The following is a 15,382-nucleotide window of genomic DNA, read 5'->3' as shown; positions in this document are numbered from 1 at the left end:
GGTAATTAAATGAAATTAAGTTTAGAACAACAAAAGATGATTTGTGATAGGCCATCACGATACAGTTTAATAAGAGGCATGAAGGGATCAGGTAAAACAACAGCAGCTATTTACAGAAGTCTTTATCTTAAAAATCAATACTGCTTATATGAAGAAGACAAAGTATTAATGCTTGCATATGAAGGTGAAGATATTAATTATATAAAAAATATATATAATATAGCAAAAGAGGAAACAAGGCTTGAATATTTGAGCTTGTTTTCTAGTCAAGAAAGAAAATTTCATGTGGTTACATTAGAAAATATTTTATATAGGTATTATTTGGGTTATAAAAATACACATAAATTAAAAACATTAGTAATTATAGATGATGATATTAAAAATAATATCATGAGAGAGTGTATATTGCAGATTAAAATAAATTATCCAAGGTTAAGAATATTATGTACCGAATATATTCAATTTTTTATAGAAGAGATAAAGTGGATAAAAAGTTGTAATTATTTAAAACAGGAACTCTATTTACAAATAAATAGAACTGGAAGGAAGTGCGATAAAGGAAAAGGACCCCAAAGAATTCTTAAAAATTCTACAGCAAGAAAAGCAATATTTGAACTAATGGTTATTTATAATAAGCAACTTATAAAAAAGGGGCTAGTTGATAATGAGGATGTTAATATATATGCACTGCATATGGCAGAGTCCATAACAGAAGGCAAATATTCTCACATTATAATTGATAAAGGAAATGATTTAACTAAGGTTCAGTTAGATTTTATTAATTCTTTATTTAACCAAAAGTCGTATTCTAGTATGACGTTTTTTGTGGATATGGACGGGGATCACAAAACAAATTCATGGATGATAAAAGGAAAAAGAGTTAATGCTAAACCAATAGGTGAAAAAGCAAAATCTTATACCTTCAAAAATAATTATATAATACAGGATAAGTATTTAATAAAATATGATGATATTGCACGTGAAAATATAGATATTAATTCATTAGAAAACTTTAAGTATTGTGATATAAGACATAATAGGCAATATGAATTTATGAGAGATTATAGTAGAATATCAGATATTATAGTAGATGATCAAAATGGTGAACTTGAGTACATAAATGAGGAATTGTTAGAATTGCCTGTATACAGTGATATAGCGGCAGGTGAACCTATACTTATTAATTCTGAAATAGAAGGTAAGTTTTACATTCCAAGATATTGGTTAAAGGGAGTAAAAAAACCTTTTATTTTAAAAGTTAAAGGTGAAAGTATGATTGGAGCCAACATTAATGATGGAGATTATGTAGTAATACGGCAGGAACAGTCGGCAAATAATAAGGATATAGTGGCTGTTGACATAGGTGGAAATGCTACTTTAAAAAGGCTTTCTATAGGTACTGATAAAATATTACTTATGCCAGAAAATGAAAAATATCAGCCAATTGTAGTAGATAGTGAAGATACATATATTATCGGCACAGCTATAGGAATTATAAAACATAAACATTAATTTTTGAAAAGGAGGGTTAGCAATATAAACTGTAAAAAAATAATACCCCAGCATATCCTGAGGTATTATTTTTAATTTTTAAGAAAAAAGCTAAATTTGTCTTTTGTTGTAGTTGTAATAGTTAGATTTCGTTTATGAAGTATATTATTAAATTCTTCTACTTGTCCATCAACTATATAGGCATAATCTGTTTTGCCTTCTTTTACCCAACCCATAAATACATATGCATGCGAAGGTACACCAGTCTTTCCTGGCATATCTGTAGTGAAACATATATCGCCTTTTTGTAATTTAGTGGCATCGGTGTTCTTTTTCCAGTTCATTGAAGTTAATGAGTTCATCAATTTTTCAACAGTGGTTGTATTAGTAGCGATAGCAATATCATTAGTTCTTAAAATCTCTGATAAAAGATGTACAGTAAGACCAGTTTGACTTCCACCATTCAATTCAACTGCTTTTTTTAGTAAGGTTGTTCTATTTGCTTCAACATCTAAATATTTAAAAATTTTAGTTGAAGTTACAATTGTCTGAACAACTTTAGTTTTAGCGGGTTCGTTTTTTGGAGTAGTTTTTGTAACTGGTTTGCTTACGACTACAGCTTTTTTAGGGTTCATAAATGAGGTGTTCATTAAAATAGAAAAAATAATTACAGATACTACAACTAGTCCAAGGCCTAAAACAACTACATTGTTTTTAAACTCGTTTTTGTCTGCAAGTTCATGCATTTCTTTCGTATATTTTTCGCTTTCCTCATTGTTTTCTAACTTAGTTACTTCATTACTTTTGTTTTTAAGGACTTCTTTTTCTGATTTTTGTTTATTTGAGTATAATTTATCTATAAGTTCACTATTCTTATTATTTTCTTTACTTAATAGTTCATCTTTACTTAATTTGTTATCTTTATTCATATTTTTCTGCTCTCAAATATAGGCAGGAATATTAGCACTTGACCCATATTTTATGCAGCACCTCCCTTAAGTTTATATTGGTTATGTAGTGCCTAGCTATTTTTTTGACTTGACAAAGTTTACTTGAATATTTATATCACCTACTTTTATACACTATGAGTATACCATATGGAGAGGTACTTAAGTATTATTTGTAGAAATTTAAAGTAATTTAATGTTATATGAAATTAATTACAGTTTATGCGATGTTTTTTATGCTGGAAATATAAATTTTAACGTTCGGAATGAGTCTAATAATAATAATAATAAGAGTATTTCAAAAGAATAGAGGGTATTGTTAAGCGCTATACTGTAGTATAATATATTTAATTATTAATAATTGATAAGTGAGGGATAGATAATGTCTGTAAAAATAGTAACTGATAGCACCTCATATATAAGGGAAGAACTAAGGAAAGAGTATGATATTTCTATAGTTTCATTAAGTGTTACGTTTAAAGATGAGGAATATAGAGAAACTAACATAGAAAATGAAAGTTTCTACAAAAAATTAGATGAAAGCTTGACTATTCCCACTTCATCGCAACCACCACTTGCGGAAATGTATAACAACATGGAAAAACATGTACGTGATAATAATGAAGTGGTAGGTATTTTTATTTCGTCGGATATGAGTGGAACTTATTCAAATGCATGCCTTGCAAAAGATATGATACTAGAAAAATTTCCTAATGCATTAATTGAAATTATAGACTCAAGAGCTAATTGTATGCAACTTGGATATGCGGCAATAACTGCAGCAAGGGCAGCAAAACAAGGTAAGCCAATGGATGAAGTGGTGGGTATAGCGCGAGATAATATAAAAAGAAGTAGGTTTCTGTTTATACCAAATACTTTAGAATATCTAAAAAAGGGTGGCAGAATAGGTGGAGCAAGCGCTTTGCTTGGGAATATTTTGCAAATTAAGCCTATCCTTACTGTGACAGATGGTAAAACAGCATTGTTTAAAAAAGTAAGGACTAAAAAACGAGCATTGCAAATTATGACTAATAAATTTGTTGAAGATATAACTAACCATGGACTAGGAGAAGTGATGGTTCATCACATAAGTGATGTGGAGGGAGCTCTGGCTTTTGCTAAAACAGTTGAAGAATGTATAGGTAAAAAAATAGATATAGCTCCAATTGGACCTGTAATTGGAACTCATGTTGGTCCTGGAGCACTGGGTATCGTATATTACACGCAGTCCGACTTAACGACATTTCAGAATGAAAGTCGTTAATATTGGAGTTCCGCAGGAGATGATTTAACAAGTTAGGGTGACTATTAAACATAATTAGTAAGTTAGTTTAGACCAATTATAATTAAAAATATTGAATGAAAAATATAAGAATATATTGCATAAATTATAATCGTGTATATTTATGCAACGAAAGTTTATAACAATGTATAATTATACATTGACAAATCTAAAAATTTAACTTAGAATAAAGGAAATAAAAAAAATATAAATAAAAACATTACACTTTTAAGTTAGTCCTGTGAGGCTAGGAAGGAGTAGAGATAATTATGGTACGTGATTTTTGTTTTGTCAATTTAGAATTTAATACTATTAAATGTAATACAGTTATTAATTTAGACATTAAAACTGTAGGTATATTTTTTATTGCATTAATAAATGTTATGAACATATTAACAAGGATAATAGACTGATTATTTTGATAATCACTTTGTTATCTTTATTAATATATTAGGGGAATTTACAGGGTTGTTTAACGACATTTCAGAAGGGAAGTCTCCCACTTTTATAAGGGGGGAGTATAAACCCCCTTCTGAAGTCGTTAATGCATCTTCTATGAAGATGTTTCAGCTCCGCAGGAGATGATTTAATCTAAGGAGGATTTAATATGAATGGCAAGTTAATTTTAGAGAATGGAATAATATTTGAAGGCAATCTATTTGGGTATCTAGAGGAAAGTGTTGGAGAAGTGGTATTTAATACGGGTATGACAGGTTATGAAGAAATATTAACGGACCCTTCTTATTATGGTCAAATAGTAACAATGACATACCCACTTATTGGAAATTACGGAATTAACTTAGAGGATGTTGAGTCAAAGTCTCCTAAAGTTAAAGGGTTTATTGTTAGAGAAAAATGTGACTATCCTAATAACTTTAGATGTGAAATGGGCCTTGAAGGATATTTAAAACAAAATAAAATAATAGGCCTGGAAGGAATAGATACAAGAGCGCTCACCAAAATACTTAGGGAAAATGGTAGTATGAAAGGAATTATCGCAACAAAAGAACTCACTCAGACTCAGATAGAGAAAAAGCTAGCGGGCTTTAATAACAAAGATGCAGTTATGAAAGTTACTCCGGAAGAAAGCTATACTATCGAAGGTACTGGGAAACATGTAGCTATTATGGATTTTGGAATAAAGGAGAATATAATTCGTTCGTTTTCAATAAGAAATTGCAAATTAACAGTTTTTCCTGCAAACGCTAAGTCAGAAGAAATATTAAATGTTAATCCGGATTTGATATTTTTATCAAATGGACCAGGAGATCCGAATGATTTACAAGAGGTAATAACGACACTTAAAGAGCTTGTAGGTAAAAAACCGATTGTGGGAATTTGCCTTGGGCATCAACTTTTAGCATTAGCCCTTGGTGGTGAAACTCAAAAACTTAAATTTGGGCATAGAGGTTGCAACCATCCTGTTAAAGATCTAGAAGAAAATAAGGTTTATATTACATCACAAAATCACGGATATTTTGTAAGTAAACTTCCAAAAGATATGGAAATAACACATGTTAGTGTTAATGATGGAACAATTGAAGGAATGAGACATAAAAATCTTCCAATATTTACTGTGCAATTTCATCCTGAAGCTTGCCCAGGTCCTAAAGATATAGATGTGATTTTTGATAAGTTTCTTTCAGTAAAATAGAGAATAATTAAATAATAAATAATCCTCATTTTTATATGTTCCAAATAATAATAATGTATATAATTTAGAGCTGAGGATGTACAAATAGAATATAACAAGAAATTATACAGGGGGTATTCATATGCCATTAGATAATAGCATTAGAAAGGTACTAGTAATTGGTTCAGGTCCAATAATAATAGGTCAGGCTGCTGAATTTGATTATTCTGGTACTCAAGCTTGTCAAGCATTAAAAGAGGAAGGCGTAGAAGTAGTACTTGTAAATAGTAATCCAGCAACGATAATGACAGATAAAGAGGTTGCTGACAAAGTTTATATAGAACCATTGACAATAGAGTTTTTGGAAAAGGTTATTAAAAAGGAAAAACCAGACAGTTTACTTGCCGGTATGGGTGGGCAAACGGGACTTAATTTAGCTGTGGAGTTATCTGATAATGGTATTTTAGATAAATATAATGTGAGAGTAATAGGAACTTCTATAGAAGCTATTAAAAAAGGAGAAGATAGAGAACTTTTTAGAAATCTTATGCTGGAAATTAAACAACCAGTTGTTGAAAGCACAATTGCAACTGATATAGCAGGAGGAGTAAGTTTTGCAAGTGAGATAGGCTATCCTGTAATTGTAAGGCCTGCATATACTATGGGGGGAAGCGGAGGTGGAATTGCGGAGACGCAGGAGGCATTAATAGAAATTCTAGAACTTGGGTTACAATTAAGCTCTATAGGGCAGGTGCTATTAGAAAAGTCAATTAAAGGATGGAAAGAAATAGAATATGAAGTTATGAGAGATAGTAATGGTAATTGCATTACAATATGTAATATGGAAAATGTAGATCCTGTTGGAATACATACAGGAGACAGTATTGTTGTAGCACCAAGCCAAACTCTTTCAGATAAAGAATATCAAATGCTTAGAAGTGCCTCAATAGACATTATAAACAGTGTTGGCATAGAGGGTGGTTGTAATGTACAACTTGCTCTAAATCCTAAAAGCTTTGAGTATGCAGTTATTGAAATTAATCCAAGAGTAAGTAGATCATCAGCACTGGCATCAAAAGCTACAGGATACCCAATTGCAAAAGTAGCTTCAAAAATAGCACTAGGATATTCGCTCGATGAAATAAAAAACGCAGTTACTCAAAAAACATATGCTTGCTTTGAACCTTCACTAGATTATGTAGTTGTTAAAATTCCTAGATGGCCTTTTGATAAGTTTGATAGGGCAAATAGGGTTTTAGGGACAAAAATGATGGCTACAGGAGAAATAATGTCAATTGGAAGCAACTTTGAAGCTGCACTCTTAAAAGGAATTAGATCACTAGAAATTGGTCAGTACTCATTACAATATAATGGGTTAGCACAAAAAAGTTTGAAAGAATTAAAGAAGAGAGTAATGGAACCTGATGATGAGAGGATATTTTATTTAGCAGAAATGCTAAGACGTGATTATAGGGTTGAAATGGTTTCGGAAATTACAGGAATAGATAATTTCTTTGTAAACAAAATCAAGTGGATTGTATATCAAGAGGAAAAGATTAAAGTATCTTCACTTGCAGATATGAATAAAGACTGGTTACTAATACTTAAGAAAAAGGGATTTTCGGATAAAGGAATTGCAGATTTATTAGGGGTAAGTCCAAATGAAATTTATGAACTTAGAAATACTTTTAACATTAAGCCTGTGTATAAGATGGTAGATACATGTGGAGGAGAATTTGAAGCCTTATCGCCATACTACTTCTCAACTTATGATGAATATGATGAAGTTGAGGTAAGTAATAGGAAAAAGGTTATGGTAATAGGTTCAGGCCCTATAAGGATAGGGCAAGGAATTGAGTTTGATTATGCATCTGTTCATAGTGTAATTGCTCTTAAAAAGCTAGGGATTGAAACTATAATAGTTAATAATAATCCTGAAACTGTAAGTACAGACTTTAATATTTCAGACAAATTATATTTTGAACCACTAACAGAGGAAGAAGTATTTAATATTGTTGAAAAAGAAAAACCAGATGGAGTAATACTTCAATTTGGAGGTCAAACTGCTATTAAACTTGCTAAATTTTTAAGCGAAAAAAACATATCTATATATGGAACTAAACCTGAGAATATAGATGCAGCAGAAGATAGAGAAAAATTCGAGGCACTCCTTGAAAAATTAAATATAAACAGACCTAAAGGAAAGGCTGTATGGGATTTAAAAGAGGGACTAAAAGAAGCCGAGAATATAGGATATCCTGTATTGGTTAGACCATCTTATGTATTAGGTGGGCAAGGAATGGAAATAACTTATGAAGAAAACGAATTAAAACATTATTTAAACAATGCATTTAAAAAAGATAAGAAGAATCCTGTTTTAATAGATAGATATTTATTAGGAAGAGAAATAGAAGTTGATGCTATTTGTGACGGTGAGGAAATATTAATACCAGGTATTATGGAGCATCTAGAAAGAGCTGGTGTTCACTCAGGAGATAGTATTACAATATATCCAAGTCAAAACATTTCAAGTTCTATAAAAGAAAAAATATTAGAATACACGAAAAAGATAGCACTAGGACTAGAAGTAATAGGCATGGTTAATATTCAGTTTATAGAATATAAAAACGAATTGTACATAATTGAGGTTAATCCAAGAGCTAGTAGGACAGTCCCATATATTAGTAAAGTTAGTAATGTTCCTATAGTAGAACTTGCAACTAGAGTTATGTTAGGAGAAAAACTAACAGATTTAGGGTATGGAACTGGAATTTATAAGGAACCAAAATTAGTGTCAGTTAAGGTACCAGTGTTTTCAACACAAAAACTTCCTGAGGTTGAAGTATGCCTTGGACCTGAAATGAGGTCTACTGGGGAGGTTTTAGGAATAGGAAGAAACTTTGAAGAAGCTTTATATAAAGGATTTATTGCATCAGGAATGAATGTTAAAAAAGAAAAAGGCGTTATCTTGGCAACAATTAATTCTCAAGACTATCAAGAGTTTTTATATATAGCTAAATCGTTTAGTGAACTTAATTATAAATTTATAGCAACAGAGGGTACAGCAAAATTATTACGGGAAAATGGTATTGAAGCAATAGATGTTAAAAAAATTACAGAGGGTCATCCTAATATCATTGACGTAATAAAGAGTAGAAAAGTTGATTTAGTAATAAATACTCCTACAAAAGGAAATGATTCAAAAACAGATGGTTTTAGAATAAGAAGAACAGCTATTGAGAGTTCACTCGGAATTATAACATCACTAGATACTGCCAAAGCATTAGTTGATATTATGAAAAAAAATATTGACGGTGAAAATTTAGAAGTATTTAATATTGCAGAATGATAATTAAAAAACAATAAACTATTAGGAAGATGTCCCTAGCCCAATGTGAGCTAGGGACATCCTTTTATTTTTTAACTAGTATAAATAAGTTAATTTAATTAGTTTGATATGAATTTGGTCGATACATGCATAAACATTGTATAAAATAAATACCCATTAATAAAAAAACATTGCATTATTATAAGAAGTAATATATAATAAATTAAAGAAAGCCAGTTAAATCAGTAATGAAGACTAACAATTATATGATGAAAAATATTAAAGAAAAACATGTGATATGCATATAAATGTATAAATATTCATAAACTTATTATATCATTAAGGGGGAGCGGTTAAATTGAAAAAATTTATATCAATTATATTAACTATTACTATGTCGGGGGTATTACTTGTAGGGTGTGGACAAAAACAGAATGGTAATTCGCTTGAGGCAGTTCAAAAGGCTGGTAAATTAACTATAGGACTAGATGATTCTTATCCTCCAATGGAATTTAGAGATGAAAAAAATGAGCTAGTTGGGTTTGATATAGATTTAGGTAATGAAGTAGCAAAAAAATTAGGTGTGAAAGCAGAATATATATCTACTGATTTTAATGGAATAGTTTTAGCTCTTACAGCATCAAAATTTAACATAATACTCTCAGCTATGAGCATTACAGATGAAAGAAAAAAGGTTATAGATTTTTCTGATTCATATGTAATGGGTGGTCAGGTTGCGGCTATAAAAAAAGGAAATGTAAAAGTGAAAAGTTTGGATGATCTACAAGGCAAAATAGTATCATGTCAGTTAGGGTCTACAGGAGATAAAGCAGCGACTGCAATGAAAGGGTTAAAAGAAGTTAAAAGGTATGATAAGATTACAGAGGCTTTTCAGGAATTGTCAATTGGAAGAGTAGATGCAGTAATTATGGATGCTCAAGTTGGTGGATATTACGTTGCTAAGAAGCCTGGTGAATATGAAGTGTTAACAGAAAAAATTAGTGAGGAACCAATTGGAATAGGATTTAAAAAGGATGATAAAGAGTTAAATGAGGCAGTACAAAAGGCTGTTGATGAACTTAAAGCTGATGGAACTTTATCTAAGATGTCGTTAGAATGGTTTGGATTCGACGCATATAAAGAATAAAACAATTAAGAATTGTTAGATCACCCAGAGGAATGCTAGGAGGAACAAGAATGGATATAAGTGTTATAAAGAACGTCTTTCCTGTGTTATTAGAAGGAAGTTTAATGACTATAGAATTAACGGTATTGTCAGTAGTGTTTGGAACAGTAATAGGTATAGTTACAGCATTACTGAAACTTTCTAAAAATAAATTTATGGCCGGTGTAGCAGGATTTTATACCTGGATATTTAGAGGAACACCAATGCTTCTTCAATTATTTGTTTTTTATTACGGGTTACCATATGTAGGTGTTAATTTATCACCTTTTCAGGCAGCATTAATAGGACTCAGTTTGAATTCAGGTGCTTACATGGCGGAAATAATAAGAGGCGGAATACTTTCAGTAGATAAAGGTCAGTTTGAAGCCTGCAGGTCATTAGGGTTTACTTATTTTGATACTATGAAAAGGGTGGTACTACCTCAAACTTTCAAAATAATTATTCCATCAGTGGGTAATGAGTTTATAACAATGCTTAAGGATACATCCTTAGTGTCCGTTATTGCTATGGAAGAAGTTATGAGAAAAGCGCAACTTTTATATGCTTCAACTTTTAGGCCGCTTGAAGTTTTTTTTATAACAGCATGTTTGTATCTTTTTATGACAACAATTTTCACTACAGTTTTTTCATATTATGAGAAAAAACTGTCAGTATATTAACAGAGGTGATTCAAGATGAATATGATAGAAACTAAAAATTTAACTAAAAGATTTGGAAGCTTAACGGTATTTGAAGGTTTAAATGTAACAGTTAAAAAAGGCGAAGTACTGGTTATAATAGGACCTTCTGGTTCAGGGAAAAGTACATTTTTAAGATGTTTAAATCACCTTGAGGCTCCTAATGTGGGAGAAGTTTTCATTGAGGGAGAAAAACTAGACGCGAAAAACAAAAAACATATGAGAAATACCATAGAAAAAGTAGGTATGGTGTTTCAAAATTTTAATCTGTTTCATCATATGACTGTAATGCAAAATGTTATTGAGGCTCCAATTACAGTTAAGCATGAAAATAGAGAAGAAGTATTAAAAAGGGCTAAGATAATTATTGAGAAGGTAGGTCTAAGTGAAAAGGTTGATGACTACCCGTCAAAGTTATCAGGAGGTCAAAAGCAAAGAGTAGCTATAGCAAGGTCACTGGCTATGAGACCTGACATAATGTTATTTGATGAACCAACATCTTCCTTAGATCCAGAGCTTGTTGGGGAGGTTCTAGTAGTTATGAAAAACCTTGCAAAAGAAGGTATGACTATGGTGGTTGTAACTCATGAAATGGGATTTGCTCGTGACGTAGCAGATAGAGTAATTTTCATGGATGGTGGAAAAATAGTAGAAGAGGGAAATCCTAAAGAGTTTTTTACAAATCCAAAAGAGCAGCGAACTAAAGAATTTTTAAATAAAATACTTTAGAGATAATTTTAATATATGATAAACAAATTCGAAAGGGGATATAAAAATGAAAGAAAAAGTGGTTTTAGCATATTCAGGAGGATTAGATACGTCTATAATAATAGCTTGGCTTAAGGAAAACTATGATATGGATGTTATAGCAGCGTGCATTAATGTTGGACAAGAAGATGATATGAAGGCAATTGAGAAAAAGGCTTTAAGCTCAGGAGCAGCTAAAATATATATTGAGAATGTAACAGCTGAATTTATAAAAGATTACGTGTTTAAAGGTGTTAAAGCGAATGCTGAATATGAAGGAAAATATTTATTAGGTACAGCTTTTGCAAGACCTTTAATATCTAAAAAACTTGTGGAAATTGCACATAAAGAAGGGGCAAAATATATATGCCACGGATGCACAGGTAAAGGAAATGATCAAGTAAGATTTGAAGTTGCAATAGCAGCTATAGATCCGTCTATAAAAATTATAGCTCCATGGAGAATTTGGGATATAAAATCAAGAGAAGACGCTATAGATTATGCTAATGCTAGAGGTATAGAAATAACAGTTACAAAGGAAAAAATATATTCAGTTGATCAAAATTTATGGCATGCAAGTCATGAAGGTGGAGATATTGAAGATTTTAAAAATGATCATAAACGAGATATGTATCTTATGGTTACACCTCCAGAAAAAGCTCCAGATGAACCTACTTTTGTAGAAATATATTTTGAAAAGGGAATTGCTACCAAGGTTGACGGTATTGAACTTGAGCCAATAGATATTGTTTCCGTATTAAATAAAATTGGTGGAGAAAATGGAATAGGAATTGTAGATTTAGTTGAGAATAGACTTGTGGGAATGAAATCAAGAGGAATTTACGAAACTCCAGGTGGTACTGTTCTTTATGCAGCTCATAAGGAACTAGAAGAAATAACAATAGATAAAGATACTCTTCACTTTAAATACTCTATATCACAAAAATATGGCGAACTTGTTTATGATGGACTTTGGTTTACAACTATGAGAGAAGCGCTTGATGCATTTGTAGATAAGACGCAAGAAACTGTAACTGGATCTGTTACATTGAGACTTTATAAAGGGAATATTATGGTATCAAGTAAAGAATCTCCTAATGCTTTATACGATGAAAGTATCTCTTCTTTTGGAGCAAGTGTATTATATGATCATAAGGATGCTGAAGGATTTATTAACTTATTTTCACTTCCAAGCAAAATTAAAGCATATAAAAAATTAAATAATTTTCAATAAAAAAATTACAAAAGGTAAGAAGGTGTTAATATGAAACTTTGGGGCGGAAGATTTAAAGACAAAGAAAGTAAGCTTATGGAGGACTTTAATAGTTCTCTGAGCTTTGATAAAAGATTGTATTATGAAGATATTATGGGTAGCATTGCTCATGTTAAAATGATTGCTAAATGCAACATTATAACAAATGATGAAAGTATAACTATAGTTAATGGCTTAGATTCTATTTTATCTGATATTCAAGAAGGTAAACTTAAAATAGAAGGTGACTATGAAGATATTCATAGCTTTATGGAAATACAACTTACAAAACTAGTAGGTGATGTAGGTAAAAAACTACATACAGCAAGAAGTAGAAATGACCAGGTTGCAGTAGATATGCGATTATATTCAAAACATAAAGCTGGCGAGGTTATTGATAATATTGATAACATTTTAAATACTATAATTAAATTAGGAAATGATAATGCATACATTATGCCTGGATATACACATATGCAAAGAGCCCAGGTTGTAACATTTAAGCAACATATTATGTCATATTATAATATGCTTCGTCGCGATAAGAAAAGACTTATTAGTGCCATTGAGATTATGGATGAAAATCCTCTTGGATGTTGTGCACTTGCCGGAACAACTTATGATACGGATAGAAATTTTACAACTAAAGAATTAGGGTTTAATAAACCTGTGGATAATTTTATGGATGGAGTAAGTGACAGAGATTATTTATTGGAACTTTTATCTGCATTTTCAATAATAATGATGCATTTTAGTAGACTAAGTGAAGAATTTATTTTATGGAGTACAAAAGAATTTGATTTCATTGAAATTAGTGATCAGTTCTCCACTGGTAGTAGCATAATGCCACAGAAACGAAATCCCGATGCAGCAGAATTAATAAGAGGTAAGACTGGAAGAGTGTACGGAGACTTAATGGGCCTTCTTACTACAATGAAAGGAATACCACTTGCTTACAATAAAGATATGCAAGAAGATAAGGAACCTTTTTTCGATGCAGTTGACACAGTTTTAAGTTGCATAAAGGTTATGAACGAAATGTTAGGAACTTTAAAAGTTAAAAAGGATAATATGCATAACGCAGTTAAAAAAGGTTTTTTAAATGCTACTGAAGCTGCGGATTATCTTGTGAAAAATGGAATGGCATTTAGGGATGCTCATTGCGTTATAGGTAACATTGTTATTCACTGCGAGAGCATACATACGGCCATAGAAGATTTAAGTTTAGAAGAGCTTAAAAACTTCAGTGATTTATTTAATCAAGATGTATATGAATTTATTGATTATGAAAACACTTTAAGTAGAGGTATTAAAAAGGAAATGTAAAGAACTTAATATGTGGTTAACAATATCTATTTTAAAAAAACACGTTCTAGGTGATTATTCACCTAGAACGTGTTTTTTCTTAAAATCATTGAGTAGTGGATCAAAACTTCTATTTTTATTACCTAAACTATCTCTGAGGAGTCGTTGCTTTTTAAAAACTTCGTCCCAGTTTTCTAGGAATTTCATAGCACAAGTTTCGCCAGAGGAATATAAATCCATGATTTTTTTGTTTTGTATATTAAAATCTGTAGTTTTAATGTCAAGAGTATTAATTTTCACAGTTCGCAGAAAATCCATTTCTCTTATATGAATATCATCCTGTGCTTCTAGCATTGTTTCAATAATTGAACTGGTAAAATTTAATATATTTGTGATTTTATGTTCTCGTACTTCTTTACTTCCACCTAGCTTAAACCCAATAGTAGGCCAACGAGGAATAGCATTTACATCAAAAATCCAAACTGGGTAATTGCTTAGTACTCCGCCATCAACAATTAGAGATTTTTTATTTGTATTTAAATTATTTAATTTTACTGGTTGAAAGAAATACGGAATGGATATGCTCATTCTAATTGCTAAACTAACCTCGAGTTCATCAGGATTTATTCCGTAATCTGCTATGTCCTCAGGTAGAATTATCATCTGACCACGACTTACATCTGTAGCTATAATATGCAGTTTGTATTTTCTCTTATATTTTATATTGTTTAAAAGGATGCCATTTTCATCAGAATCAACCAAATCTCCAAAGGTTACTTTTTTTTCGTTTGTTTTCTTAAGTTTGTTTGAAAGGGCTTCATCGATCCAGCTTTTTATATAATCACCTTTAAAAATTCCTTTTTTAAAAAGTAAATTACGAATATTCGATAATAAGGGTATATTACAACGATTTTTATCAGCGATTTTTGTGTAGTCTAGCTTTAACATTAATTTTTTTATTTCATCAGCATTGTATCCTACAGCAACAAGTGCAGCTACAATAGAACCAGCGGAATTCCCGCAAATGCTTTTCCATCTATATCTGTTTTGCTCAAATGCTTTTAAAGCTCCCACAAGGCCGATACCTTTAACTCCACCACCTTCAAAAACAATGTCTGCAAATTTAATGTTATTTGTATTATAATCATTCATATATAACACCCCTTTAAGGATAATATATGTATGAATGGTGTTATGTTACATATATTATCCTTAAATAATTCACTAAAATAATTATATCATAATAATTCGTTTGACTTATACTACATTATGAGGTATACTATATCTCGTAGTGCAAAAGACTAACACTAATAAGGCTCCTTGGTCAAGAGGTTAAGACACCACCCTCTCACGGTGGAATCAGGGGTTCAATTCCCCTAGGAGTCACCATTAATTTGTTCTATTGGGGTGTAGCCAAGTGGTAAGGCACTAGACTCTGACTCTGGCATTCGCAGGTTCGAATCCTGCCATCCTAGCCAAATATTTTTGAATTATTTTTAAAGTAAATATAGACAACCTTAGCTGAAATTATTAT

12 protein-coding genes and 2 tRNA genes are annotated in these 15,382 nt (G+C 31.1%); 12 read left to right on the top strand and 2 right to left on the bottom strand.

Going from position 1 to position 15,382, the window contains the following annotated elements; genetic code table 11:
* Window positions 1–9 precede the first annotated feature (9 nt).
* Window positions 10–1,512 carry a S24 family peptidase gene (locus tag ACREVX_RS16925; RefSeq protein ID WP_431545392.1) on the top strand — a complete coding sequence of 501 codons (1,503 nt, stop codon included), beginning with the start codon at window positions 10–12 and terminating at the stop codon, window positions 1,510–1,512.
* Between the two features lie 71 nt (window positions 1,513–1,583).
* Here the strand turns inward: ACREVX_RS16925 and ACREVX_RS16920 are convergent, their stop codons facing one another.
* The gene (locus ACREVX_RS16920; protein ID WP_431545391.1) at window positions 1,584–2,420 is read right to left on the bottom strand and encodes a hypothetical protein; all 837 of its coding nucleotides are present in this window, start codon (window positions 2,418–2,420) and stop codon (window positions 1,584–1,586) included.
* A gap of 400 nt (window positions 2,421–2,820) precedes the next feature.
* On the opposite strand from ACREVX_RS16920, the gene ACREVX_RS16915 reads away from it, so the two are divergent.
* From ACREVX_RS16915 to argH, 9 genes are all read left to right on the top strand, one after another.
* Window positions 2,821–3,702 (top strand): DegV family protein, encoded by an 882-nt coding sequence (locus ACREVX_RS16915; RefSeq protein WP_431545390.1) that lies wholly within the window; start codon window positions 2,821–2,823, stop codon window positions 3,700–3,702.
* 287 nt (window positions 3,703–3,989) lie between these two features.
* Complete coding sequence (locus ACREVX_RS16910) at window positions 3,990–4,133, top strand: hypothetical protein (protein ID WP_431545389.1); 144 nt, start codon at window positions 3,990–3,992, stop codon at window positions 4,131–4,133.
* Window positions 4,134–4,327: 194 nt separating this feature from the next.
* On the top strand, window positions 4,328–5,374 hold the full coding sequence (locus ACREVX_RS16905; protein ID WP_431545387.1) for a carbamoyl phosphate synthase small subunit: 1,047 nt from the start codon (window positions 4,328–4,330) through the stop codon (window positions 5,372–5,374).
* 121 nt (window positions 5,375–5,495) lie between these two features.
* Window positions 5,496–8,702, top strand: coding sequence for a carbamoyl-phosphate synthase large subunit (gene carB, locus ACREVX_RS16900; protein WP_431545386.1), 3,207 nt, complete (start codon window positions 5,496–5,498; stop codon window positions 8,700–8,702).
* A gap of 337 nt (window positions 8,703–9,039) precedes the next feature.
* The gene (locus ACREVX_RS16895) at window positions 9,040–9,828 is read left to right on the top strand and encodes an ABC transporter substrate-binding protein (RefSeq protein WP_431545385.1); all 789 of its coding nucleotides are present in this window, start codon (window positions 9,040–9,042) and stop codon (window positions 9,826–9,828) included.
* A 50-nt stretch (window positions 9,829–9,878) separates the two neighbouring features.
* The gene (locus ACREVX_RS16890; RefSeq protein WP_431545384.1) at window positions 9,879–10,526 is read left to right on the top strand and encodes an amino acid ABC transporter permease; all 648 of its coding nucleotides are present in this window, start codon (window positions 9,879–9,881) and stop codon (window positions 10,524–10,526) included.
* Window positions 10,527–10,541: 15 nt separating this feature from the next.
* Window positions 10,542–11,273, top strand: a complete 732-nt coding sequence (locus ACREVX_RS16885) for an amino acid ABC transporter ATP-binding protein (RefSeq protein ID WP_431545383.1) — start codon at window positions 10,542–10,544, stop codon at window positions 11,271–11,273.
* Between the two features lie 46 nt (window positions 11,274–11,319).
* Entirely contained in the window at window positions 11,320–12,525 is a 1,206-nt protein-coding gene (locus ACREVX_RS16880; protein WP_431545382.1) for an argininosuccinate synthase, read from the top strand.
* A gap of 30 nt (window positions 12,526–12,555) precedes the next feature.
* Window positions 12,556–13,869: an argininosuccinate lyase gene (argH, locus tag ACREVX_RS16875; protein WP_431545381.1), complete on the top strand. Its 1,314-nt coding sequence runs from the start codon at window positions 12,556–12,558 to the stop codon at window positions 13,867–13,869.
* 54 nt (window positions 13,870–13,923) lie between these two features.
* On the opposite strand, the gene ACREVX_RS16870 is transcribed toward argH, so the two are convergent.
* Window positions 13,924–15,000, bottom strand: a complete 1,077-nt coding sequence (locus tag ACREVX_RS16870; RefSeq protein ID WP_431545380.1) for a patatin-like phospholipase family protein — start codon at window positions 14,998–15,000, stop codon at window positions 13,924–13,926.
* A gap of 162 nt (window positions 15,001–15,162) precedes the next feature.
* Here ACREVX_RS16870 and ACREVX_RS16865 point away from each other — a divergent pair.
* Together ACREVX_RS16865 and ACREVX_RS16860 are read left to right on the top strand one after the other, a co-directional pair.
* A tRNA-Glu gene (locus ACREVX_RS16865) sits at window positions 15,163–15,237 on the top strand.
* 14 nt (window positions 15,238–15,251) lie between these two features.
* Window positions 15,252–15,326: transfer RNA gene (locus ACREVX_RS16860), tRNA-Gln, on the top strand.
* The last annotated feature ends 56 nt before the right edge of the window (window positions 15,327–15,382 follow it).

This window comes from Clostridium sp., assembly GCF_050717545.1.
Classification (GTDB): Bacteria; Bacillota; Clostridia; order Clostridiales; family Clostridiaceae; genus Clostridium_AD.
This window is presented reverse-complemented; position numbering and strand designations above follow the sequence as displayed.